Origin of the sequence: Streptomyces sp. RPT161, from assembly GCF_027533845.1 — a bacterium.
GTDB classification, from domain to species: domain Bacteria; phylum Actinomycetota; class Actinomycetes; order Streptomycetales; family Streptomycetaceae; genus Streptantibioticus_A; species Streptantibioticus_A silvisoli_A.
The window spans coordinates 20053-43363 of the sequence record NZ_JAPZVN010000012.1 but is presented as its reverse complement, the minus strand read 5'-3'; the positions used below and the strand labels follow the sequence as shown (position 1 = coordinate 43363).

At 70.5% G+C, this 23311-nt stretch carries 19 protein-coding genes and 1 pseudogene; 8 read left to right on the top strand and 12 right to left on the bottom strand.

Features of this window, described 5'->3' with window-relative positions; genetic code table 11:
* The first annotated feature begins 20 nt into the window (after positions 1-20).
* A complete protein-coding gene (locus O5O46_RS22730; RefSeq protein WP_269857391.1) occupies positions 21-962 on the top strand; it encodes a hypothetical protein in 942 nt (313 codons plus the stop codon).
* 120 nt (positions 963-1082) lie between these two features.
* Here O5O46_RS22730 and O5O46_RS22725 read toward each other — a convergent pair whose 3' ends face one another.
* The gene (locus O5O46_RS22725) at positions 1083-1727 is read right to left on the bottom strand and encodes a TetR/AcrR family transcriptional regulator C-terminal domain-containing protein (RefSeq protein ID WP_269857390.1); all 645 of its coding nucleotides are present in this window, start codon (positions 1725-1727) and stop codon (positions 1083-1085) included.
* 67 nt (positions 1728-1794) lie between these two features.
* Between O5O46_RS22725 and O5O46_RS22720 the strand changes: the two genes are divergently transcribed.
* Positions 1795-3231, top strand: coding sequence for an FAD-dependent oxidoreductase (locus tag O5O46_RS22720; RefSeq protein WP_269857389.1), 1437 nt, complete (start codon positions 1795-1797; stop codon positions 3229-3231).
* A gap of 75 nt (positions 3232-3306) precedes the next feature.
* Here the strand turns inward: O5O46_RS22720 and O5O46_RS22715 are convergent, their stop codons facing one another.
* Positions 3307-4359, bottom strand: a complete 1053-nt coding sequence (locus tag O5O46_RS22715) for a CobW family GTP-binding protein (RefSeq protein WP_269857388.1) — start codon at positions 4357-4359, stop codon at positions 3307-3309.
* 194 nt (positions 4360-4553) lie between these two features.
* Between O5O46_RS22715 and O5O46_RS22710 the strand changes: the two genes are divergently transcribed.
* The 3 genes from O5O46_RS22710 (at position 4554) to O5O46_RS22700 (ending at position 6430) form a co-directional block, all read left to right on the top strand.
* Complete coding sequence (locus tag O5O46_RS22710) at positions 4554-5495, top strand: NAD-dependent epimerase/dehydratase family protein (RefSeq protein ID WP_269857387.1); 942 nt, start codon at positions 4554-4556, stop codon at positions 5493-5495.
* A gap of 105 nt (positions 5496-5600) precedes the next feature.
* The gene (locus O5O46_RS22705) at positions 5601-5942 is read left to right on the top strand and encodes an ArsR/SmtB family transcription factor (RefSeq protein ID WP_269857386.1); all 342 of its coding nucleotides are present in this window, start codon (positions 5601-5603) and stop codon (positions 5940-5942) included.
* Positions 5939-6430 carry an SRPBCC family protein gene (locus O5O46_RS22700; protein ID WP_269857385.1) on the top strand — a complete coding sequence of 164 codons (492 nt, stop codon included), beginning with the start codon at positions 5939-5941 and terminating at the stop codon, positions 6428-6430. The genes O5O46_RS22705 and O5O46_RS22700 overlap by 4 nt, the downstream gene beginning before the upstream one ends.
* Positions 6431-6522: 92 nt before the next feature.
* Here the strand turns inward: O5O46_RS22700 and katG are convergent, their stop codons facing one another.
* Together katG and O5O46_RS35635 are read right to left on the bottom strand one after the other, a co-directional pair.
* Positions 6523-8754 (bottom strand): catalase/peroxidase HPI, encoded by a 2232-nt coding sequence (gene katG / locus O5O46_RS22695; protein WP_269857384.1) that lies wholly within the window; start codon positions 8752-8754, stop codon positions 6523-6525.
* A 66-nt stretch (positions 8755-8820) separates the two neighbouring features.
* Positions 8821-8950 (bottom strand): annotated as a pseudogene (locus O5O46_RS35635) (transcriptional repressor); the annotation flags it as partial.
* 182 nt (positions 8951-9132) lie between these two features.
* Between O5O46_RS35635 and O5O46_RS22690 the strand changes: the two are divergent.
* Positions 9133-9543 carry a Fur family transcriptional regulator gene (locus tag O5O46_RS22690; protein WP_269857383.1) on the top strand — a complete coding sequence of 137 codons (411 nt, stop codon included), beginning with the start codon at positions 9133-9135 and terminating at the stop codon, positions 9541-9543.
* Between the two features lie 563 nt (positions 9544-10106).
* Positions 10107-11237, top strand: a complete 1131-nt coding sequence (locus O5O46_RS22685) for a cytochrome P450 (protein ID WP_269857382.1) — start codon at positions 10107-10109, stop codon at positions 11235-11237.
* Positions 11238-11529: 292 nt separating this feature from the next.
* On the opposite strand, the gene O5O46_RS22680 is transcribed toward O5O46_RS22685, so the two are convergent.
* The 8 genes from O5O46_RS22680 to O5O46_RS22645 form a co-directional block, all read right to left on the bottom strand.
* Positions 11530-12861 (bottom strand): alpha/beta hydrolase family protein, encoded by a 1332-nt coding sequence (locus tag O5O46_RS22680; RefSeq protein WP_269857381.1) that lies wholly within the window; start codon positions 12859-12861, stop codon positions 11530-11532.
* A 251-nt stretch (positions 12862-13112) separates the two neighbouring features.
* A complete protein-coding gene (locus O5O46_RS22675) occupies positions 13113-15038 on the bottom strand; it encodes an ArnT family glycosyltransferase (RefSeq protein ID WP_269857380.1) in 1926 nt (641 codons plus the stop codon).
* A gap of 54 nt (positions 15039-15092) precedes the next feature.
* Positions 15093-16172 (bottom strand): NlpC/P60 family protein, encoded by a 1080-nt coding sequence (locus O5O46_RS22670; RefSeq protein WP_269857379.1) that lies wholly within the window; start codon positions 16170-16172, stop codon positions 15093-15095.
* 44 nt (positions 16173-16216) lie between these two features.
* Positions 16217-16699, bottom strand: coding sequence for a poly-gamma-glutamate biosynthesis protein PgsC/CapC (locus O5O46_RS22665; RefSeq protein ID WP_269857378.1), 483 nt, complete (start codon positions 16697-16699; stop codon positions 16217-16219).
* Complete coding sequence (gene pgsB / locus O5O46_RS22660; protein ID WP_269857377.1) at positions 16700-18136, bottom strand: poly-gamma-glutamate synthase PgsB; 1437 nt, start codon at positions 18134-18136, stop codon at positions 16700-16702.
* A 15-nt stretch (positions 18137-18151) separates the two neighbouring features.
* Positions 18152-20515, bottom strand: coding sequence for a HAMP domain-containing protein (locus O5O46_RS22655; protein ID WP_269857376.1), 2364 nt, complete (start codon positions 20513-20515; stop codon positions 18152-18154).
* Positions 20516-20790: 275 nt separating this feature from the next.
* Positions 20791-21576, bottom strand: coding sequence for an MBL fold metallo-hydrolase (locus O5O46_RS22650; RefSeq protein WP_269857375.1), 786 nt, complete (start codon positions 21574-21576; stop codon positions 20791-20793).
* Between the two features lie 331 nt (positions 21577-21907).
* On the bottom strand, positions 21908-22768 hold the full coding sequence (locus O5O46_RS22645; RefSeq protein WP_269857374.1) for an NAD(P)H-binding protein: 861 nt from the start codon (positions 22766-22768) through the stop codon (positions 21908-21910).
* Here O5O46_RS22645 and O5O46_RS22640 point away from each other — a divergent pair.
* Positions 22755-23294 carry an Rrf2 family transcriptional regulator gene (locus O5O46_RS22640; RefSeq protein WP_269857373.1) on the top strand — a complete coding sequence of 180 codons (540 nt, stop codon included), beginning with the start codon at positions 22755-22757 and terminating at the stop codon, positions 23292-23294. The genes O5O46_RS22645 and O5O46_RS22640 overlap by 14 nt on opposite strands.
* Positions 23295-23311 lie beyond the last annotated feature (17 nt).

Genomic DNA, 23311 nt, shown 5'->3' with positions numbered 1-23311 from the left:
GGTGTGTAGGGTCTTTCTCCGTGCGTTCTCCTTCCCTCTGGCGCCCGCGCTGGCGCGCCGTCACACTCATCACCGCCCTTGCCGTGGCGGCGGTGGGCACCGTCGTCATCTGGCAGTCGCGCAGCGCTCAGGAAGGGAAGTCCGTGCCCCCGTCCCAAACCATCGATCTGACCCGGCGCATAGGCGAGCACATCTCCGGCCTTCCCAAGGAAGGGGGCTACCGGATACCTGACCGCGGGGAGCGGAGGGCGATCGCGACCGGTGTCGCGCTGGTCCTGGACAGACGCCTCGACGCCGCGCGCCAACGACTCGCCACCGTCGGCTACACGGTGCGCACCCTTCGCGTGTCCGGCACGGACCGCGAGGTCGCCGAGGTCGCCGAATCACCCGCGACGCACCGGGGCTGGGGCTGGGTGTACGTCGACCTGGCGCACCCGGTGCGCTGGAACGTGCAGGCCCCGCATCCGCGCTCCGACCTGTACACGGAACTGCTCGCCGGCGACCTGTTCACCAGGGCGCCGGGCGGAGTTCTGGTCCTGGCGGGCGCACCGCGCAACGCGGGCGAGGGGAACGCCGCCGATGTGGCGCATCGGGAGGACTCCGTCTTCGGCGCGGTGTGCGACATGCTGGTGGCACGCGGCCTGCCCGCGATCCAGGTGCACGGCTTCGCCGACGCCAGTTCCCCCGACCACGACGTCATCGTCTCCCCCGGCCCCGCCGAGCCCAGCCGCCCGGTGCGCGAGGCGGCCCGCCTCCTGTCGGACAAGGGGTTCCGGGTCTGCCGCGTCTGGCGGGAACGCTGCAGCGGCCTCGAAGGCACCACGAACGCGCAGGGCAACAAGGCGGCGGACAACGGGGTCCCGTTCCTGCACGTCGAGAACAGCTTCACCGTACGAGCCGATCCGGCGTCCCGCCAACGGGTCGCCGACGCCTTGGCGGCGGTGGCTCGCGGCTGGGAGTGAGGTGTCCTCGGGGTGGCACGGGCGAAGCTGGGGCAGGGTGCGCAACGGGCCCGACGGCGCGCTGACGCTGGGGCGTGGCGCATGCAGTCGGGCGGGTGAACTCGTATCCGCCGCGGCGGGCTAACTGGACAGTGTCGCTTCGATGCCTGCCAGGACCGCGTCCAGGCCCTTCTCGAAGCCACGGTCGAAGTCCTGGAACATCTCACGGCCGGCCTGCGCGGCGAGCGGATAGGCCGCCAGGCGCTCCGCGCGGGCGTCGACGTCGTAGCCTTCGGTGCCCTCGAACGGGTTGGGTCCCACGGCCTGTTCCTCGATGACAAAGCCGATCGTGTAGCTGCATGCCGTGAACCAGGCGCGGGCCGCCGCCGCCTGTGTGAAGCCCGCCTCCGTCAGCATGCGAAGACTGGCTTCCAGTCCCTCCGCGTACGAGGTGTCGGTGAACCGCGTGCCGCTGTAGACCTTGGCGCCGTCGCGGTACCGCAGCAGGTGCTCGCGCAGGGCGCGCATCGTCGCGCGGAACGCTTCCCGCCAGTCCCCCTCCGGCCGCACCGTGCCTAGCCGCATCCGCCGCATCATCTCTGTCGCCATCTCGTCGAGCAGCGCCTGCTTGTCCTTGAAGTGCCAGTACAAAGCAGGGGCCTTGACGTCCAGTTCCCTGGCGATCGCACGAAGAGTGAGGCCTTCGAGGCCCACCTCGTTGAGGAGTGTCAGCGCCGTCTCGGCGACCAGCTTCCGGTCGAGCTTCGGAGTTCTCTGAGGGGTCACGGTTGACAGCTTAACGCCGTTAAGGGCAGACTTCGAATCGTCAACTTAACAAAGTTAAGGAGATCTCATGGCTCTCCTGGAGACAAGCACGCACGTCGACGTGCTGATCGTCGGCGCCGGCCCCACCGGCCTCACGCTCGCCGTCGACCTCGCCCGGCGCGGCGTGGACGCGCTGGTCGTCGAACGCGGCCCGGCCCTGTTCCCCGGCTCGCGCGGCAAGGGGCTCCAGCCGCGCACGCTGGAAGTCCTCGACGACCTCGGCGTCGTGGCCCAGGTCCGCGCGGCGGGCGGCCCCTACCCGGCGAACATGATCTGGAAGGACGGCGAACGGCAGGGCGAGCAAACCCTGTTCGACGCCACCGAGCCGTCGGAGGCCGAGCCGTACGCCGGATCATGGATGCTGCCGCAGTGGCGCACCCAGGAGGTGCTGTACGAGCGGCTGCGCGAGTTGGGCGGTCGGGTCGCCTTCGGGCAGGAGGTGGTGGGCCTGGCCCAGGACGCGGACGGGGTGACCGCCGAGTTGGCGACCGGCACCACGGTGCGGGCGCGGTACGCGGTCGCCGCCGACGGGGGACGCTCGGCGGTGCGCCGACTGCTCGGCGTCGGGATGACGGGCGAGACCGTGGACCCGAACCCGATGCTGGTGGCGGACGTCCGGGTCAGCGGACTGGACCGCGACAACTGGCACATCTTCCCGCCCGCCCAGGAGACCGGCGAGGGCCTGCTGGGCCTGTGTCCGCTGGTCGGCACGGACGACTTCCAGCTCATCGCGCAGTTTCCCCACGGTTCGGCCATCGACACGTCCCTGGACGGCATTCGCAGGGTGGTCGCCGCGCGCTCCCACCTGACTAAACGTCAAGTGCCCGAGGTGCGTTGGGCGTCCGAGTTCCGGCTGCGGGCGGCGCTGGCGGACCGGTTCCGGGTGGGCCGGGTGTTCCTCGCGGGCGACGCCGCGCACGTGCACTCGCCCGCGGGCGGTCAGGGCCTGAACACCAGCGTCCAGGACGCGTACAACCTGGGCTGGAAGCTCGGCGCGATGCTGTCCTGCGGGGCGCCGGAGGCCTTGCTCGACACGTACGAGGAGGAGCGGCTGCCGAACGCCGCCGACATGCTGATCCTGTCGACCCGTGTGCACCACGGTGAGGTCCGCCGGGGCCGAGCGACCCAGCAGTTGGGCCTCGGCTACCGTAAGTCGTCGTTGGCCGTGGAGACCCGTCCGTGCCTTCCCGAGGACACGCTGCACGCGGGTGACCGTGCCCCGGACGGCCGCCGGGGCGGCGTACGCCTCTTCGACGCGTTCCGGGGCACACACTGGACGCTGCTGACGGTCGGCACCGACGTGGAGCTGCCAACGGTCCCGTTCCCGGCGGTCCGCATCCCGCCGTACGAGGCGTACGGCACCGGCGTCTTCCTCATCCGCCCGGACGGCTATGTGGGCTGGGCGGGCGCGTCGGCGGACGGTCTGGTGGAATTCGCGACCCGGGTCGGGGCTCTGAGCGCATAGCAAGCTGGCGGGACGGCGGGTCCGTCGTCGTCGAGCTGTGCGCGGTGAGAGCGAGCCGCCCATCTCGACAGGTCGTCAGGTCTCGACGTACCGCAGCACCGGCATCATCCGCAGCTCGTCCGTGGTGGACGGCTCACCGGTCTCGACACAGCGGTTGAGTTCCTCGGTGAGGGAGCGCGCGTTCAGACCGGCGCCGATGAAGACGAGCCGGGTGCTGCGCGGCTCGCCCTCGCCCCAGCGCCCCAGGCGGAAACGCAGGTACTTGCCGACGGTGTGCAGGGCGTACTTCTGCCTGGCTCCGGTTTCACCGAAGTCGACGAAGCCCTTGATGCGGTAGATCCCCGTGGGACCGCCGTCCAGGAAGTCCATCATCTTGCGCGGGTTCATCGGCCGCTCGGAGACGAAGCTGACCGTCTCATAGGCGGAATGCAGGTGATCGCAACCGTCGGCGTGGTCATGGGTGTGGTCGTGATCGTCGGTGCGCAGGTCGTCGAAGGACAACTGCCTCACCGCCGGCTCCCGTGATGCCTTCCCTCTCCGGTCGAACAGCAGCTCCGGGTCGATTCGTCCGTGTGCCGTCGCTACGACCGGAGTCCGCGGGGTGATCCGGGACACGGCAGCCAGCAGTTCTTCGCGCCGCGACTCGCTGAGGCGGTCGCTCTTGTTGAGCACGATCAAGTCAGCGCACTTCAGGTGGAGTTCGATATGTGGATGCCGGGTGCGGGTCTCTTCGAACTCCACACCGTCGACCACCTCCACCAGGCCCCCGTAGGCGATCCGCTGGTTGTCGCTGGCCAGGACCATGCGGATCACCTCCTGGGGTTCGGCGAGTCCGCTCGCCTCGATGACGATGACGTCGATGCCGGCGCTCGGCCGGGTGAGCCGGTGGAGCATCTCGTCCATGTCGCTGGTGTCGACCGCGCAGCACAGACAGCCGTTCCCCAGCGAGATCATCGAATCGACCTGACCGGCCACGCTGAGGGCGTCCACGTTGATGCTGCCGAAGTCATTGACGACCACTCCGATGCGCACCCCGGCCCGGTTCCGCAGGAGGTGGTTGAGCAACGTGGTCTTACCCGACCCCAGGAACCCCGCGAGGATGACAACGGGAATCCGGTGCTTCGACAACGTGGGTCCTCTTCACGACGGCGTGGCGGGCGCCTTCGAGGCTACTACCCGTCCGGCGACGGGACCCGCGCCGGGGCCGGGCCCTCCCACGACCGGACTCGGCCGGGGGTGGCACCGCGGCGGCCTCAGCGTGGCAATCCCCTGGCTCACCGGCGCGAGGGCGACACCACCCACGGTCGCGCTAGTGTGCGGGCGTGAGTCTTCATGTGGTTTTGGGGTTCGGGCCCGCCGGGGCGGCCACTGCTCGACTTCTTGCCGAGAAGGGCCATTCGGTAAGGGTCGTCACCAAGTCGGGCCGAAGCGCGGAGCCCGGCATCGAGCACATCGCGTCGGACGCGACGGACAGCACCCGACTGATCGAGGCGGCGCGGGGCGCGGACGCCATCTACTGCTGTGCCGCACCGCCCTACCATCGCTGGGCGAGCGCATGGCCGCCACTGGCCTCGTCGGTCCGCGCGGCGGCCGAGGCGACGGGTGCCGTCCTGGTCATGCTGGGCAATCTCTACGGCTACGGTCCGGTGGACGGCCCCATGACCGAGGAACTGCCGCTGGCGGCGACCGGCCCCAAGGGGCGGGCGCGCGCCACCGTTTGGGAGCAGACGCGCGAACTGCACGAGCAGGGCCGTATCAGGGCGGTCGAGGTGCGGGCCTCGGACTTCTTCGGGCCCGGCGTGACCGACGGCGGGCATCTGGCCGCACGGGTCATGCCACGACTGCTGCGCGGCAAGCCGGTCTCCGCGCTCGGCGATCCGCAGGCCCCGCACAGCTGGAGCTATCTCCCCGACGTGGCCAGGGCCCTGGCCGAGGTGGCTTGTGAGGAACGGGCCTGGGGACGGGCCTGGCACGTGCCGACGCAGCCCGCGCTGTCCACCCGGGAGATGGTCGACCGCCTTGCCGCCGAGGCGGGAACGGGGCCGGTCGCGGTGCGCAGGCTGTCGCCAGCCGCGCTGGGCGTCGTGTCGGTCTTCTCCCCGCTGATCCGTGAACTGAAGGAGATCCGTTACCAGTTCGACCGCCCGTTCATAGCCGACTCCAGCGCTTACGAAGCCGCATTCGCGGTACGGGCCACCCCCGTCGACGAGCAGATCAGGGCGACGGTCGCCTGGTGGCGCGAGCGACTGGCCACCACCGGGTGACATCCGCCACGGCGGAACAGGCAAGAGGGCTCGTACTTACGCGGACCGGAGGTGTAGCTTTGTTCTCAACCAGTCGGTTGAGAACGAGGCATCCGGAGGCACCCAGTGACGGACGAACGGCTCTCCCGAGCGTTCACCGCGCTCGCGGATCCGACCAGGCGGGACATCATCGCCCGGCTCTCGCTCGGTGACGCCACTCCGGGACAGCTGGCCGAACCGTTCGACGTCTCGCTCCAGGCGGTGTCCAAGCACCTGAAGGTGCTGGAGGACGCCGGGCTGATCAGCCGCAGCCGCGATGCCCAGCGCCGCCCGTGCCACCTCGAAGCCGAGGTGCTCGACCTCATGACCGCCTGGATTGATCGCTATCGGCGCCGCGCCGAGGAGCGCTTCCAGCGCCTGGACGCCGTCCTGGCGTCACTTGACGAGGAAGAGGAGGAAGCATCATGACGAGCCGACCCGCTCACGAGACCCGCGTCGAGGCCGACCCCCAGCTCCCCACCATCCGCATCACCCGCGAGTTCGCCGCGCCCCCCGCCAAGGTCTTCCGCGCATGGACGGATCCGGACCTCGTGGCGCAGTGGCTCGGCCCCAAGAGCGTCACCACGAAGATCGACAGCTGGGACATGCGGACCGGCGGCAGTTATCGCTACCGCGCGATCCGGGAGGGCCAGGAAGTCGCCGCCTTCTACGGCTCCTTCCACGAGGTGCGCCCCCACGAAAGGCTCGTGCAGACCTTCACCTTCGAGGGTGTGCCCGACGGTGTCAGCCTGGACACCGCCGCATTCGAGGATCTCGGCGACGACCGCACTCGCGTCACCATCCTGTCGGTGGTCGACTCCCTCGCCGCCCGTGACGCGATCCTGGCCAGCGGCATGGGCCAGGGTGTCACCGAGGGGTACGAGCGCCTCGACACCCTGCTCACGACCCTCGGCTGAGCCAAGGGAACCAGGTCAGGGGCGCCTGATGGCGGACGGCGGGCTTGCCGGACGTCCAGGTCGGCCCGTGCGGGCCGACCTGGACGTCGTCATCAGACGAGGTCGAACCGGTCGAGGTTCATCACCTTGTCCCACGCAGCGACGAAGTCGTGCACGAACTTCTCCTTCGCGTCATCACTCGCGTAGACCTCCGCCAGCGCGCGCAGCTCGGAGTTGGACCCGAACACCAGGTCGGCGCGGCTGCCGGTCCACTTGACCTCGCCGGTGGCGGTGTCGCGACCCTCGAAGGTGTTCGCGTCCTCGGACGTCGCCTTCCACGTCGTCCCCATGTCGAGCAGGTTGACGAAGAAGTCGTTGGTCAAAGCACCGGGGGTCGTGGTGAAGACGCCGAGCGGCGACTGCTGGTGGTTGGCGCCCAGGACACGAAGGCCACCGACGAGGACCGTCAACTCGGGGGCGCTCAGGGTCAGCAGGTTCGCCCGGTCCAGCAGCAGGTACTCGGCCGGCAGGCGGTTGCCCTTGCCGAGGTAGTTGCGGAACCCGTCGGCGGTCGGCTCAAGCGCGGCGAACGACTCGACGTCGGTCTGCTCCTGCGACGCGTCCGCGCGGCCGGGCGTGAAGGGCACCTCGACGGCGAAGCCGGCGTCCCTGGCGGCCTTCTCGACGGCCGCGCCGCCCGCGAGCACGATCAGGTCGGCGAGCGAGATCTGCTTGCCGCCGCTCTGGGCGGCGTTGAAGGACTGCTGGATCCCCTCAAGGGTGCGCAGCACCGACGCCAGCTGGTCGGGGTCGTTGACCTCCCAACCGCGCTGCGGTTCAAGGCGGATGCGCGCACCGTTGGCGCCGCCGCGCTTGTCGCTGCCCCGGAAGGACGAGGCCGACGCCCAGGCGGTGGAGACGAGTTGGGACACCGACAGGCCCGAGGCGAGGATCTGCTCCTTCAGGATGGCGACGTCCCCGGCGTCGACGAGCTCGTGCGTCACCGCGGGGATCGGGTCCTGCCACAGCAGCATCTCGGTCGGAACCTCCGGCCCGAGGTAGCGCACGACCGGGCCCATGTCACGGTGGGTCAGCTTGAACCAGGCACGGGCGAAGGCGTCCGCGAACTCCTGGGGGTTCTCCAGGAAGCGCCGCGAGATCGGCTCGTAGACCGGGTCCACTCGCAGCGCGAGGTCGGTGGTCAGCATCGTCGGGGCGTGGCTCTTCGACGGGTCGTGGGCGTCGGGCACGGTGCCCGCCCCGGCGCCGTCCTTCGGCCGCCACTGGTGCGCACCGGCGGGGCTCTTGAACAGCTCCCACTCGTAGCCGAAGAGGATCTCGAAGAAGCTGTTGTCCCACGCCGTCGGGGTGTTCGTCCACGTACCCTCGAGGCCGCTGGTGATCGCGTCACCGCCCTTGCCGGTGCCGAAGGAGTTCCGCCAGCCGAAGCCCTGCTGCTCGAGCGGGGCGGCCTCGGGGTCGGGGCCGACGTTGTCCGCCGGGCCCGCACCGTGGGTCTTGCCGAAGGTGTGACCGCCCGCGACGAGGGCGACCGTCTCCTCGTCGTTCATCGCCATCCGGCGGAACGTCTCACGGATGTCGCGGGCCGCGGCGAGCGGGTCCGGATTGCCGTTCGGGCCCTCCGGGTTGACGTAGATCAGTCCCATCTGGACCGCGCCGAGGGGGTTCTCCAACTCGCGGTCGCCGGTGTACCGCTCGTCGCCGAGCCAGGTGGACTCCGGCCCCCAGTAGACGTCCTCCTCGGGCTCCCACACGTCCTCACGGCCGCCGCCGAAGCCGAAGGTCTTGAAACCCATCGACTCCAGGGCGACGTTGCCGGCGAGGACCATGAGGTCGGCCCACGAGAGGTTCCGGCCGTACTTCTTCTTGACCGGCCACAGCAGGCGGCGGGCCTTGTCGAGGTTCGCGTTGTCGGGCCAGCTGTTGAGGGGGGCGAACCGCTGCTGTCCGGCCCCGGCACCGCCACGGCCGTCGCTGATCCGGTAGGTGCCCGCGCTGTGCCACGCCATCCGGATGATGAACGGGCCGTAGTGGCCGAAGTCGGCGGGCCACCAGTCCTGTGAGGTGGTCAGCGCCTCGGCGATGTCCCGCTTCACGGTCGGGAGGTCGAGGGTCTTGAACGCCTCGGCGTAGTCGAACTCCTCGCCGAACGGGTTGGCCACCGCGGGGTTCTTGGCGAGGATCTTCAGGTTGAGCCGGTCCGGCCACCACTGGCGGTTTCCGCCGCCCTGAGTCGGGTGCGGGGCACGCCCGTGCGCGACCGGGCAGCCACCTCCGCCCTCCGTCTTCGCGTCTACGACGATTGCCTCATGGTTCTCAGACATGGGAATCCTTCCGGACTAGGCGGATCACGGTGTTCCGGAACTGCGGGCGGTGGAACAGTCGGGGTACAGGCAGACATGGCCCATGCGATCGCGCGCCCTGGAGACGATCGCCTCGACACGGAGGTGGTCTCCGTCCCGGGCGGTCGTCGGGCAGCGCGACGCGGGCGGCCGTCACCCGCAGGCTGGCACCGCGCAGTTCCTCGGCGGGGGTCCCGTCAAGTCTCTGTCTCCTGCCGTACTGGAGTCTTCCTGTCCCTTGGTTATCACCGGAAGCGATCCTACGATGGACAGAGTCCAAGTCAAGAAGCATGCGAAACCCGTACCCAATCGGATCCCGGTGAACTTCGGGCACCCACCGAACCTGATAGGTGAACCGATATGAGTGACCTGCTGGAGCGACTGCGAGGACGCGGCTGGCGGATGACCTCCCAGCGGCGTGCCGTTGCGGAGGTCCTCGACGGCGAGCACGTGCACCTCACGGCCGACGAGGTGCACACCCGCGCGGCCGAGCGGCTGCCCGAGATCTCCCGGGCGACCGTCTACAACACCTTGGGCGAGCTGGTGTCCCTCGGGGAGGTCGTGGAGGTCTCCACCGACGGCCGCGCGAAGCGTTACGACCCCAACGCGCACCGCCCGCACCAGCACCTCGTGTGCTCCAACTGCGGCACCATCCGCGACGTCCACCCGACCGGCGATCCGCTGGCCGACCTCCCCGCCGGGGAACGGTTCGGCTTCACGGTGTCGGAAGTCGTGGTCACCTACCGGGGGTTGTGCCCGTCCTGCGCCTAGCGCGCCGTAGCGCGCCGGAGCCGGTGCGGCCTACTGGCCGAAACCCTCAACGGCCAACGCCGGTTCGGCAAGGCCTTGTTGGCAGTTCTCAGCCGCCGCCGGTCGTGACGGGTGGCGCTTTGTTCACCTGCTGCTCATCTGGTGTCGCACAGTGCCTAACCTTGCGTCACACATGAGTGCCTGATGCACAACTCACAGTCAACTTGAGCATCAAACTGCCTACTTGCCCTCGTCAGACCCGTTGACATCTCCTGACGCACGCCAGTTCACTGCGTCTCATCGGTTGGACCGACAGGTCTCCCACCTCGGGGGACGTGAAACTGGCGTGTCCCACCGCCCATGTGATGTGCGACGTCGAGGGAGGGGGGACACCATGGCCAAGAAGATCCGCGAGGCGATCTTCGGCGCGCGCAGCTTCAAGCGCGTCGCCTGGTACCACTGGTACTAAACCGCCAGCGATTCCAGCACCGGGCCCGCACACCGGCACCGGCTCCTCGTTCCCCGAGCTGCTGGGTTCCGCCGGTTGCGGGCCCTGGTCCGCATCCACGCCACGGAGCGTCCTGTTGCCTGCTTCCACACCCCACCCTGCCGTGCGCCGGACCACGGTCTTCCATCCGCGTCTTCGAGCTCTGCTCGATGACCACCTGGGCAAGGACCTCATCCGCCTGGAACCGGACACCATCGGCATCGCCGGGGCCGAACTGTCCGACAAGATCCTCGCGGGGAGGAAGGCGACCGAGACGGAGCGGCCCACTTTCAAGCCGCTGCACGGCCGGTCGATCTCGAAGGCAGAGGCGTCGGCGGGCATTCGCACCATCGGCAAGGATGTGCGCACCGCACTGGAGCAGCCCGACCCGCTGCCGAAGACAACGGATCTGTCGGGGCCATGGCCGATCACCGGGCACATGTTCCTGCGGGACCTCGTCCTGCGGGACGACCCCTACCGCCTGAAGATCCTCATGTCCCGCACGCTGGAGCTGACGCCCAAGCTGACCTGGATCACCATCGTCGCCGGCGCCGCCCTGCCCGGGCGGCCGACACCGGGGCCGCAACTGACGCACACCGGGAACCTCTTCGCCGAAGCCGAGGGGTATCAGGACCGCCGCTGGGCGATGGGCATCTACCGGCGTCTGGCCGCCCCGGTCTGCTTCACCGTCTCCACTCTCGTCGCCAACGCCCTGTGGCTCGGCGCCCCGTTCGACGACGGCGTTCCCACGCGGAACATCATCTGGGAGGCGATGCGGCTCTTGCCGCCGTCGTGGAACATGCTCCGCGACGCTTCCCCCGAGTACCCGGCCATCGACCCGCGCATCGGCGCCGCGGACGATGTGCTGATGCTGCCGCTGCTCACCCACCGCGACCCCGCCCTGTGGGACCACCCGCACGAGTTCCGCCCGGAACGCTGGGATGCGCTCGACCCCGACGACACCCCCGGCTACATGCCCTTCGGCCACGCCTCCGAACGCTGCTGGGGCCGCCACATGGTCATGCCACTCGCCGAACTGCTGCTCAGCCACATCCGCGAGACCGACCTGATGGTGGCCCCCGGGCAGCGCGAGGCGTATGTGCCGTTCGAGGGGCTGCTCGGCGTCGATGCCGTGCACATCGGCCCGAAGACAAAGGTGCGCCGCCGCCGCAACGGGCTTGAACGCCCTCCCCGGATCGCCGGGGACGCCACCGCGGGGTCTCGCTGACTGCCGTCGCCGCCTGCGCGTCATCCGCCCTCGGCCAGGTCACGAGCGGCTGACAGTCGGGGAGTACAGATCCATCCACAAGGCGAGGTCCAAAGCGCGCTCAAGGCCCTGGCGGGCCTCCTGAGTGATCCGCGGTGAGTCGTCCTTCGCCAGTCGCCCCAGTCGGTCGTGGCTGGGTGCCGGCCGCTGGCCGGTCCGAGCACACGAAGGCCCAGGCCAGCCGGTGATCAACCGGCTGGCCTGGGCCTTCGTGTGCTCGGGCCGGATCACGAGGCCGGAGTCGGTGTGGCGGTCAGCGGACGAAGTTGATTTCTGGGTACTGCTTGTTGGGGCCGTTGAGGAGAGTGCTGTGCTTGTTGCGAAGCTGCTGGTCGAAGAACGCGGCGAGGTAGACGCGCTCGACGTCGATGGCGCGGTTGGGGTCGATGGTGCCGAACTGCTGCTGGAGGTCGGACTGGGAGAGCCCCAGGAGATCCGCCTCCTGGGGGACCATCGCCTCGTTGTCGCTGAACGACAGGTGGGCCGAGCCCTTGAGTTGGATGTCGAGCCGGTAGCCGGTCAGATGGGACCAGAACGTGCGCCACGAGGAGTCGTTGTTGCGGTTGTGGGTGCCCGAACTGAAAAGCATGAAGGGCCGGTTGAGGTTCTCGCTGGTCGCGGGGCCGAAGAACTGGCCGTCGAGGTCGGCCCCTGCGGCGATGCGCGAGTCGAGTTGCATGGAGGTCGGCACCGCGGCGCCGCCCAGCGACCAACCGAACATCCCGATGCGCGACATGTCGACGGCGCTGGCCAGGCCCGAGGGGAGCTTGGCGTGGTCGACGTCGGGGTTACCACCCTTGGCGATCTTGGCGAGCTGGTTGATGACGAAGTGGATGTCCGCCGCGCGCACGGCGACCGTGTGGGAGGAGTGCGCGTTGGACGGCATGGCGTCGGTCTCAAGTCGCCCGCCGGGGAACTCGACTTCGTTCGCGTCGTGGGTGTGGTCGACGGTGACGACGATGTACCCGCGACTGGCGAGGTCCTCGACGAGGGCGGTACCCATCGCACGGTCGGAGTGCAGCCCTGTGGAGTAGAGCAGGACGGGCAGCTTGCCGAGCTTGGTGTCGACCGGGGCGAGTACGTGGCCAGCCGTCTCGGGCAGGGAGACCTCATCGGGAGACAGGCCGCGCGAGGCGAGGAAGCTGGCTCCGGAGACCGACGGCATCCACGGCGCCTGCGCGTGCCCCGAGGTGGAGGCGGCCGGGTACCAGACGGAGACCATCAGTTCGCGCGCGTTGCCGGGCACGTACGGATCCGTACGGGACGTGTCGACGAGGTGGAGGCTGACCGTCCCGACCGAGTAACGCCCGGTCGGCGCCGGGAGGTTGAGCTGGAGCGCATCGCCGTCCGTGCGGCCGCGGGTGGTCGCCGGGTGGACGGACTTGTGCTGCAACGGTGCCTCATCCTTGGTGGGCGCCCAGGGGACGTCCTCGTCGGGTGAGAATCCGGTGGCGGGCGCGCCGGGTGCTTTAGCGGCGGCCGACGCGGGCGCTATCCCCGCGCCCAGGACGACGGCCAGCGCACCCGCCGTGCCGACAGCTCTGGAGAGCAGCCTGCTGCGGCGGGGCGGTCGGCGGTGTGGCATGGAGAAACCCCCTTGGTGGTCCGCGATCGCGCGACCGGCGATCGACTGCCGCACACCGTACCGCCACACCGCCCACACATGTTCGTCAGCCCTGTAACGCGGCGCCTGCGCCACCCACTGCGATGTCGCGGGTCCAACCACCTTGTACGGAAAAGGCGTTCCGGCGGTTCACCCCGCTCGCGTCCTCGTGACGCGGCACCAGCGCCGAGGGCGGCGCCGTCTGCGCGGTGCGGTGGCAGCCGGGGCGCCGGTCACCCCCAGGGCTGGCAGTCGTAGAGGGTGAAGCTGCCGTTGGTGGTACGGCCGTAGGCGGAGGGAGGAACCCGGCTGCAGTGGTTCTTGACCCAGGTGGTGGCCGGGGTGGTGGGGCGCTGGGTGGTGAGCATCGCGTAGCGGAGCTGGTGCGCGGCGACCAGATCGCCGAGCTGCTGGGCGGTGGGGAACGGGGTGCGCCCGGTGAAGCCGCCCATGACGAGCATGGGTTGGGCCGTGGCGCGCAGCAGCGGCTCAGCGGTGTACGCCGCCTGTGTGGCGAGCAGGTACTTCTCGCCGTGGCGGTGCGCTGTGAGGTAGCTGAGCACCGCGCTGTCGCGGGCGGACGGCTGGTCGAGACCGATGCTGCTGACCTTGGCGCGGTGGTGGACAAGGTCGGCGTAGGCGGTGCCGACCGGACCGGCCACCGGCGAGGTCGAGGCACCCGCGTAGCGCGGGTCGAGGCTGGAGGCGGCCCACCCGGCCGGTACGACCAGCGTGGCCGCCACCCCGGACGCCAGCGCACCGTGCACCAGCCGCCGGGTGGTGCGCGGGCCCCTGGTCCACAGGCCCAACGCGCTACAGAGCGCGAGCATCACGGCGACCGGCAGCAGCCAGGAGACGAACCGGGTCGGCCAGTCGACCACCAGGGCCCACACCACCGTCAGCACGATCGCGCCGGGCAGCGCCGCCCGCCGGGGGCCGCCGCTGTCGAACTCGGTCCAGAAGACGGCGAGTCCGCCGCCGGCGAGCGCGGCGAGCGCCGGCGCGATGACAGCGGTGTAGTAGGCGTGGTTGCCGTTGGAGGCGCTGAACACCACGGCGTGGACTGTCAGCCAGCCACCCCACAGCACGAATCCCGCGCGGGGCAGGTCGGTGCGCGGCAGGCGCGCCCGCCACATCAGGCCCAGCACCAGGGAAAGCACGGCGAGCGGCAGGAACCAGGCGATCTGCGGGCCGATGGTGTGGTTGACGAGCATGTCCCAGCCGGTGTTGCCGGTGGTGCGGCTGGCGGCGGTGCCAGGGACGGCTCCGAACGCGGTGGGATTGCTGCCGAAGCGGCTCAGGCCGTTGTAGCCGAAGACGAGACTGAACGGATTGTTGTTGGACGTTCCGTCGAGGTAGGGGCGGGCGGCGGCGGGCGTCGCCCAGGCGATCAGCACCCAGAAGCAGGAGACGGCCAGGGCCGTCGTGCCGCCCAGCAGGACACGCACGGCCCGCTTCAACGGTGAGCCGGGCGCGGCGAGTTGGTAGACCGCGGCGAAGACCGGCAACACCAGCCAGGCCTGCAGCATCTTCGTCTGGAAGGCGAGTCCCACCCAGACCCCGCAGGTGATCAACGGCAGCAGCCGCCCGGTGCGCACGGCCTTCTGCAGCGCGCCGGCCGCCGCCACCAGCAGCAGAGTGAGCGCGGTGTCCGGGATCGTGGCCCGGTTGAGGACCACGGTGACCGGGGTGAGGGTGAGCGCCAGTGCGGCGATCAGCGCGGCGAGCGGCCCCGCCCAGGCGCGCACGATGCGGTGGAGCAGGTAGACGGTGAGCACGCCCTCGATGACCTGCGGGAGCGCGGCGGCCCAGCTGTGCGGGCCGAAGACCCAGACGGCGACGGCGTCGGGCCAGAAGGCGCCGGGAAGCTTGTCGATGGTGATCGAACCGCTGGGGTCGAGCCCGCCGAAGAGGAAGGCGCGCCAGCTGGTGGCCATCGACCGTACCGCCGCGCTGTAGAAGGGGTGGATCGCGGCATGCCCGATGCCCCACGCGTACAGCACCGTGGCGAGGGCGAGCACCGCCGCGAGGGCCGGGCGCTCCCAGCGCAGGGTGGCTTCCGGCCGACCGGAGCGGCGCCCCGCCGACCAGTGGCGGCGGGGCGCCGCCCGGTGGCGGCGGCGCGCGCCGGTGGGCTGATCTGCGGGGATGGTGGCCATGGCGGGTCCCTCGGGGGTACGTATCGGGTCAGCGGTTGCGGATATGAAGGGACGTCACAGTCGGCGGGCCGTCCGGAAGCCGCGGGCGTAGAAGTCGGTGCCGTCCAGGAGCGCGTGGCCGGACATGTCGCCCATGGTCGGGCCGTTGGCGGCGGAGCGGCTGGAGTAGAAGCGGTGGCGGCCCTGGTCGTCGAGTCCCAGATACATGCCGCAGTGGTCGATCAGCTTCGGATCGGACTTGATGATGGCGAAGAAGACCAGGTCCCCGGGTTGCAGGACGCTGATGTCGGTGGGCTGCTGCCCGGTGTCGGGGATCAGCAGGCGGCCGGGGCCGTAGGCGGCGATGGCGAAGGCGCGCCGAGGCAGGCCCGCGCCCGCGGTGTTGGTGTTGTGCAGCGGAATGCCCATGCGGTAGCCCCACACCAGGCGTTGGAAGCCGGAGCAGTCGATGTCGCCGTAGCGGGCCTTCCGCGGGTCGACCCGTGTGCCGTCGGGAAAGGTCCAGGGAATGCCCAGGTAGTCGTAGAAGTCTGACTTCTCGTCGTGGTAGGCGAAGTCCAGCGGGTTGCTGACGGCGTTGTTGCGCGGGCCGAAGTGCGCGGTTCCCGCGTAGCGCACGCCGGAGGCGTTGTACTTGTCGGGGGCCCCGGCGCTGCTGTACTGGAACGCCACGGCGAAGACGTCGGGGCTGGTGTCGCCGAGCGCCTTGGTGAACCAGCCCTTGAACCAGGAGGACTTCTCCATGTCCTGCCGCCACTCGTGGGGCAGCACCCGTACCCAGGCGTCGGTGGTCACCGCGGCCGCGGTGGTCCGCGGCTCGGTGAACCGGCGGGAGGGGCCGGTGAGCACGGCGGTACGGGCGCCGTCGGTGAAGGTGGCGAGCGTGGCGCCGTCGGCGGCCCGCACCACGGTGCGGTTCGGGGAGGACAGCCGCTCGAAGCCGTAGCCGCCGGTGGAGTGCGCGCCGGGGCCCCCGCCCGCGGTCGGCGCGCCCCTGCTCGCCTCACTGTGGCCGCCGCCGAAGCGGTCCCAGGCGTAACCGCCCGCCGCCCCAGCGGCCGCCACGCCTGCGATGGCCCCGAGAACCGTACGGCGGCTGACGCGCCGTGGGGGGTGTCCGGGGTCGTGGTGCATGGCACGTCCTCCTGGTGGTACGGGGGCGAGCGGGCGGGGGCGGGTCAGCCGGTCGGCAAGGCGCCGAGCAGCAGTCCGGCGACCAGCACCACGTAGGTGGCCAGCGTCACCGCCGTCGTGGAGATGAGAGTGGGCGCCAGCGGCTGACGGACCAGTTGGTAGGAGATGAGACCCGGCACGATGAAGCCGAGCGTCTGCGATGTGTACAGCAGCGGGAACTCGTGGTTGAGCGCGAGCATCACCGTGGTCTGCATCAGCACCGCGCACAGCACCACGGCGGCGAACAGCCGCTTGCCGTACAGGATCACGTTGCGTTGCAGCAGCTTCGTCGCGAAGAAGGTCAGCGCCGCGACGCCCACCATCATCGCGGCCATCTGCACGTCGGTGACGAGTGTGAGGGCCACCCAGCCCGGGGTGATCATCCCGCCGGGCGAGAGGTTGGTGGTCAGGTAGCAGACCAGCGAGAAGACCAGCCCGAGGGCGATCCCGAGCGCGGCGGTCTGTGCGGTGAGGTTGGCGGGGATCACTTACGGGTTCCTCGTCGGCTGGTACGGATCGTAGGACTGGTGCGGGTCGGTCTCGCCGCCCCCCTCGGCCGGGCGGCCGTGGCGGGCGGCGAACCGGCGGGCCAGCTCGCGCTGTCCGGGGACGTGCAGGCCGTACGCCGGGGTCTCCAGGGGTGCCACCCAGCTGTACGGCTCCGGCTCGGGCGGCCGGGAGACCGCGATCTGCACGGTGTCCTGGTCCAGGCCGTCGGGGGCGACGGCGAGCGGCTCATCGGAGTCGTCGAGCGGCAGCTCGGCGAGGCACTCCAGGAACAGCTCGCCCTGGCCGTGGATGTTGCCGATCGCCACCAGCGAGGAGTTCGGGGCGAGTTCGGCGAGGATCGCGGCGGTCAGCTCCTCCGGGTCGCGCCTGTCGCCGCCGAGGTCGACCACCCGGCCGGTGAAGCCCGCGGGAATCGCGTCGCGGGCGCTCTTGGTCGGGTGCCCGATCAGGAAGACCACCTCGGCGCCGAGGTCGGAGACGATCGCGCCCATCTGGCCGTTGCGCTCCACCCGGTCCGGGCGGCAGTTGATGACCACGTTCAGCGGCCGCCGGATGGCGCCGAGATCCTCCAGCTGCTTGACGTTCATCAGCGTGGACTCGGGGTCGTTGGCGGCGAAGACATTGGCGAACCGCAGCCGCTTGCCCTCCGGCGTGGCGTAGCGCTCCACCGACAGCACGCCCGGGTCCGGCGGGGCGTCCCACATGCCCTGAAGGGCGGTCTGCCGTTCCACACCGAGGAGTTCGGCCACCGCGAGCGCGATCGCCACGTTCTCCTTGAAGGTGAACCAGCTGAAGCCGCGCAGTTCGGCGTCGGTCACCGTCTCCGGATCGACCGCGACCAGTCGGCAGTTCCGCTTGTCGGCCTCCTCCTTGAGGATGTGCAGCCGCTCCTTCTCCGCGGTGACGCAGACCCCGCCGACCGGCATCGAGCGGGAGAGCGAGCGGGCGACGTCGTCGAGGGTCGGCCCCATCTCCTCAAGGTGGTCCTCTCGGACGTTGCACAGCACGCCGATGGTGGAACGGATCAGCTTCTCCTGGTTGATCTCCTGCAACGCGGGCATCACCGCCATGCACTCGATCACCAGCGCGTCCGGCCGGTACGCCGCCGCACGCCGCACGATGCCGATCTGCTCGACGATGTTGGACAGCCCGAACTTGCGGTAGACCGGCTCCTCGGTGGCGTCCGGGTGGATGAACCGGGCGGCCGTACCGGTGGTCTTGGCGACGGTGGCCAGACCGCCGCCGCGCAGCGCGCCCGCGCACAGCCGAGTGATCGAGCTCTTGCCGCGGATGCCGTTGACCAGCACCCGTGTCGGGATCTGCTCCAGCGAGGCGAAGTGCCGCTTCTGCTCCAGGACTCCGGCGACCAGCAGCGCGGTGCAGCACAGCAGCAGGACGAGATAGAGAAAGAGCACGTCGATTCCGTCCTTCTACCGCTGGGGTGCGCTCGTGTGCCGGGACTGGGCGGGTGGGCCGGGTTGGGCGGCGGAGGCGTGACCGGATCTGCTCCCCCGGCCCCGTTCCGCCAGCGCCTGCCGGATCAGCTCCAGGCTGCGGGTGACCGAGCCCGCCTCGTCGTGGTTGACCGGGTACAGCACAGTGCGCCGGTCTCCACCGGCGAGCCGCTCGGCGAGCACGGCCATGGTGCGCAGCGGCCGGATCACCACGATGTGCAGCCAGCCCAGGCAGGCCACGCCGACCGTGAGGCCGAGCACGCCGGCGAGCATGGTGCGCTGCTCGGCCTGGAACGCGGGTAGTTGGAGCGCCGCCGCCGGTTCGGCGGTCACCACCCGCCAGCCGAGCCCGACGGTGGGGCCGCTCTGGGCGAGCGGCGCGGCGGCGGCGACGGACGGGCCGGAGGAGGAGTGGAGGACCGCCGAGGTGGCGGTGCCCGCGGTACCCGGGGCGCTCTGGGTCGAGGTGGCGAGCCGGGTCAGGCCCGAGCCGGGCAGCGCCTCGAAGGCCCGGTAGCCGATGCTCGCCGCCAGCACCTTGTAGTTCGCGTCGGTCACCCAGACACCGCCCAGCTTCGGTCTGGGCAGCTCGGAGTTGAGCGCGTTCACATCTATCTCACCGAAGAGCACCACCCCACCACCCGCGAGGGCCCCGCCCTTGCCGACCGGTATCTGGGCGTAGGCCGCGATCGCCGGGATCCGGCCCGAGGTGTTCACGGTGGTGATCCCGCTGCCGCCGGGCACGTGGACGATGGTGCGCAGCGGCGTCTTGCCGACCCGTAGCACGATGGCGCCGGTGCGGCCGATCAGGTACAGCGAGCGGAAGTGGTGGTGGTCGGCGAGGGTGCGTCCCAGGACCGTGGTCTGGGCGGCCTTCGTCGTGCCGGACAGGCTTTTCGCCACGTCCGACAGGTCGGTGTACGACTCGCCGAGGGACTGCCTGATCCGGTTCGCCGCGATCTCGGTGCGCGCCTGCTGGTCGGCGACGACGGGCGCCGGCACCGCGGTCGCGGTATCCGCCCGGTTCAGCAGGAAGATGAGCGGCGCCGCCCAAGCGGCCACCAGCAGCATCGCGATGACGGCGAGCGCCCTGCAGCCCGGGCCGCGCCGTACCGGTATCTCCTCCGGACCGCTCTCGCCCAGCAGTTGGCGGCGCAGCGACTCCAACGCCCGTCCGATCCGGGCCGGTTCGCCGAGCCCGTGCACCGGAACCGGCCGGGCCAGATCCTCGGCGGTCCGCGGACCGCTCTCCCCCGCACCTCTGGCCAGCCGGTCGGCCGACAGGTACAGCCGCAGCAGGGGCCGCTGCACGGTGAGTTGGAGGAGCAGGCCGACCAGCAGCGCGATCCCTGCCAGCACCCCGGCGGCGACCAGCGCGAACCGCGAATAGTCGACCGAGGGCCCCATGACGGGAACCGGGCGGAAGGTCAGCACGACCAGCCCGAGACGGTCGGCGTCGCCGGTGCCGGACGACGAGGCGACCGACGCCCATCCGGCCACCGTCTGCCGGCCACCCGAAGTGGCTCCCAGCAGGCTTCCAGAGGCTCCGGCGCCGTGGGCTGACACCGCCGCGTCGACCGCCGCCGAGGGGATCCCGAGGTCGGCCGCGTCCAGCGGCTGCGCCATACCGCTGGCGGCGGTGGCGAGCATGTTCCCCTTGGCGTCCAGCACTTGGGCGGTGCGCCCGTCGCCGTACGAGGTGAGCGCGGGCAGCGCCTCGGAGACCACCAGCAGCCACTGCTTGCGCTGGGGCAGGGCGGCGTCCGGGTTCTGGTCCTGGTTAGCGTCCACGCTCTGCGCGGGCAGGGTGACGTTGGCGAAGTACAGCATCCGCTGCCCGGTACCCGCGGTCACCAGCCGCGGCGGGGCCGTGCCGTGGTCGCCGGTCAGCGCCTTGGCGTCCACCCCGGTCAGCGGCACCCGCTCGCCGCCGGTCGCCAGTACGCGGCCGGACTGCGTGTCCAGCAGCGCGCCGCCGAGCACCGCTTTCCGCGCGGCGGCCAGTGACTTGAGCACCTGCGCCGGAGTGGTCCTGCCCGTCACCGTGTACGAGTCCCCGGTGCGGCGTACGGTGGTCGCCTCGGCGTCGATCGCCGTCCGCACGGAGACGGCGATGTCGGCGGCGGTCTGCTGCTCGCCGCCCAGCACGGCTTGCGGCACCTGCTCGCCGTGGACGCTGCCGAGACCGGCGACGGTGAGGGCGGCGACCACCAGCAGCAGCACGATGAACGAGGCGATGGGTGGGCGGACTCCGCCGAGCAGCGGCATGTCGGCGCGGCGGCGCGTACGGTGCCGACGGGGCGCCCGGGAGACCGTAGGCAGGGCGGGCCTTCCTCTCACGACTGGCGCCTAGCGCCCGAATGTTTGAGCAGCCCACACTTTAGCCGCAGACGATTACACAACAATCACACTTTCGCTCCTGTGTTGTACAGGTGATACGGAGTCACGGCCTCGGACGGCCTTCCGGCGTCGCCCGACCCCGGGAAGGCCCGCGAGGGCAAGGCGGCCTGCGAGGGCGTCTCGTCGTCGTGGACCAGATCAGTGCTCGCCGCGGCGCGGTAGTCCTCACAGGAGGCGCGGATGGGGTCTCGGGCAAGCGCAGTGCCGCACAGCGGTCATGCGCGGGTGGACGGAACGGGAACGACTTCCCCGTCGTCCACGAGTACTGCCGTGATGCCGCGTGCCTCGGCGGCTTGACGGAAGCGCTGCTCGATGTCCGGTTGTTCGACGTAGGTAGGCGGGTTGTGGAAGAGCCCGTAGTGGATCGCGCAGGCGGAAGTGGCACCGAGTACGGCGGCGGCCTCTATCGCCTGCTCGGGTGTCATGGTGACGGGCACGTTGGCCTCGTAGCCTTCGAAGCGGGCTATGACGCCGTTGACCGGCAGGAAGGCGACGTCGAACGGGCCGTGGTCGCGGGCGATCTGCCACCAGTTGCCGTGCCACATGGTGTCGCCGCAGTGGATGATCCGCCGTCCGGCGCCGGCCACGACCCAGGCGACCTGGTCGGCGTCGCCGCCTCGCCAGTCCAGCGCGGTGACAGGCGTTACGGTCAACGGGCCGATGGCGCGCGGCTGTTCAAGTTCCTGCGGGATCGCGTCGATGCCGGCTTCCGTCAGCGTTGGTGCGATGGGCGCGTGGCAGCCGACGGTTCCGGAGACCGTGAGCCGCGCGAGCAGTTCATGGTCGTAGTGGTCCGGGTGCAGATGCGTGATCAAGGCGTGTGTCCCAGGCGCCGTGTCGACGGGTGGCAGGGGCCGCCGCGGCGCCCCGAGGGCGGGGGCGAGCGGCTCGGCGTGCTCAAGGGGGTCGATCAGCAGACGGGTGTCGCCGAGGCGGACCTCGACGCCCGCCCACGCCAGGCGACGCAGGTGGAGAGTGTCGGTTTGGTCTTCGCCGGTCACGTTGAACCTCCTGGTGCGGCCGGTCGCCGCTGGTCGGACGATGATTCGCGTTGCCGTGAGGGTGAATGCTCCGGCACCGCGGGCGAAATGCGAGTGACAGCCGGGCATCCGGCATTCGGGCTGGAAGAGCGTCAGGCGGCATCTCCGATGACGAAGACGTCACCGACGGATCGGACTGGCCGGAAACCGTCCGTGGGCATTGCAGGGGAGTCGCTGTGTGGAGGGATGTCGAGTTCCAGAGGGGGCGGCGATTCGGTTCGCGCGCTGCGCACGACGGCTCGGCGCGCTCCCGGGTGACCGCTTCGCCGAGCCGTCGCCCGGCGCTGCGCGGTCAGGACTTCAGCGCTTCCCGGACGACATCCGCCAGCGCCTTGGGCGTGTGGCCGGTCAGGTCGGCGACCGCTGAGCTGACGTTCGCGAGGAAGCCGCCGCGAGTCGCCGCGCCGAACGACGTCACCAGCTCCGCGGTCTCGTCCGGAAGCCCGGCCGCCCGCAGGCCGGCTGTGGACGCGGCGTCGTCGACGCTTACGAGTTCGACGTCGCGACCGCCGATCTCGCGTGCGAGGGCCACGAGGTCGACGGCGCTCAACGCCTCTGGGCCGGTGATGTCGTACGCCTGGCCCTCGTGCCCTTCCTGGGTCAGGACCGCGGCGGCCGCCGCCGCGCAGTCTTCGCGGGTCACGTAGGCGGTGGCGCCGGTGCCGCCGTTGGTCACGAGCCGGCCCGAGGCGACAGCCTGCTCGATGACCGGCACCTGCATGTGCGCATACAGGTTGTTGCGCAGGACCGTCCACCGCAGACCGCTGTCGCGCAGCGCCTGCTCGGTGCCCGCGTGGTCGGCGACCACCAGTGCCGGGTTGGCCGGTACCGGTTCGGGAACGGAGGTGTACACGACGTGCCGGACACCCGCGTCGGCAGCGGCAGAGATGGCTGCGCGCTGCTGGTCGAGACGCGAACCGATCGCGTCGGTGGAGATGAGCAGCAGCCGGTCAACGCCCTTGAACGCGGTGGCAAGCGTGCGCGGATCGGCGAAGTCGGCCCGTCGCACGTCGGCACCGCGCGCGGCGAGTTCGGCCAGTGAGTCCGGATGCCGAGTGGTGAGCACGACCTCTCGCGGGTCGACGGCCTGCAGCAGAAAGCCGGTGCTGGCGCGCCCCAGAGGACCGGAAGCCCCGGTGATGGCGATCGTCATCTCTCCCCAATTCGTAGTCATCATGATTGCGGATTTACTAACCGTAGCCACAACGGTTGCGATATGGCAAGATGGGCGCATGGCCCGGTCGACCAACACCCAGTTCGCGGTCGCCGTGCACGTGTTGACCTACCTCGCCGGCGTGACCGAAGGCCGCCCCGCGAGCTCGGAGGAACTGTCCGAGAGCACCAACGTCAACCCCGTCTACGTGCGCCGGGTGCTCGGCCCACTGCGTGACGGCGGCTTGGTGCGGTCACGTCCGGGCGTGCATGGTGGCTGGGAGCTTGCGACCGACGCCCGGGACGTCACGCTCGCCCGGATCTGGCGGCTCCTCCAAGGCGACGACCCGGTACTCGGCCTACACGGCCCCGATCCGGCGTGTGCCATCGGGCGCGGCGTCCAGAAGTCGCTGACCGCTCTCGATCGTGCGGTCGCCGACGCTGTCGCAACCGAACTCGAGCGGTTCACGGTGCACGACGTCCTGGTGGGAGGCGTGACAGCCCCGGCAACGCCGCGCCACAGGTGACAGCGCCAGCCAAGCCC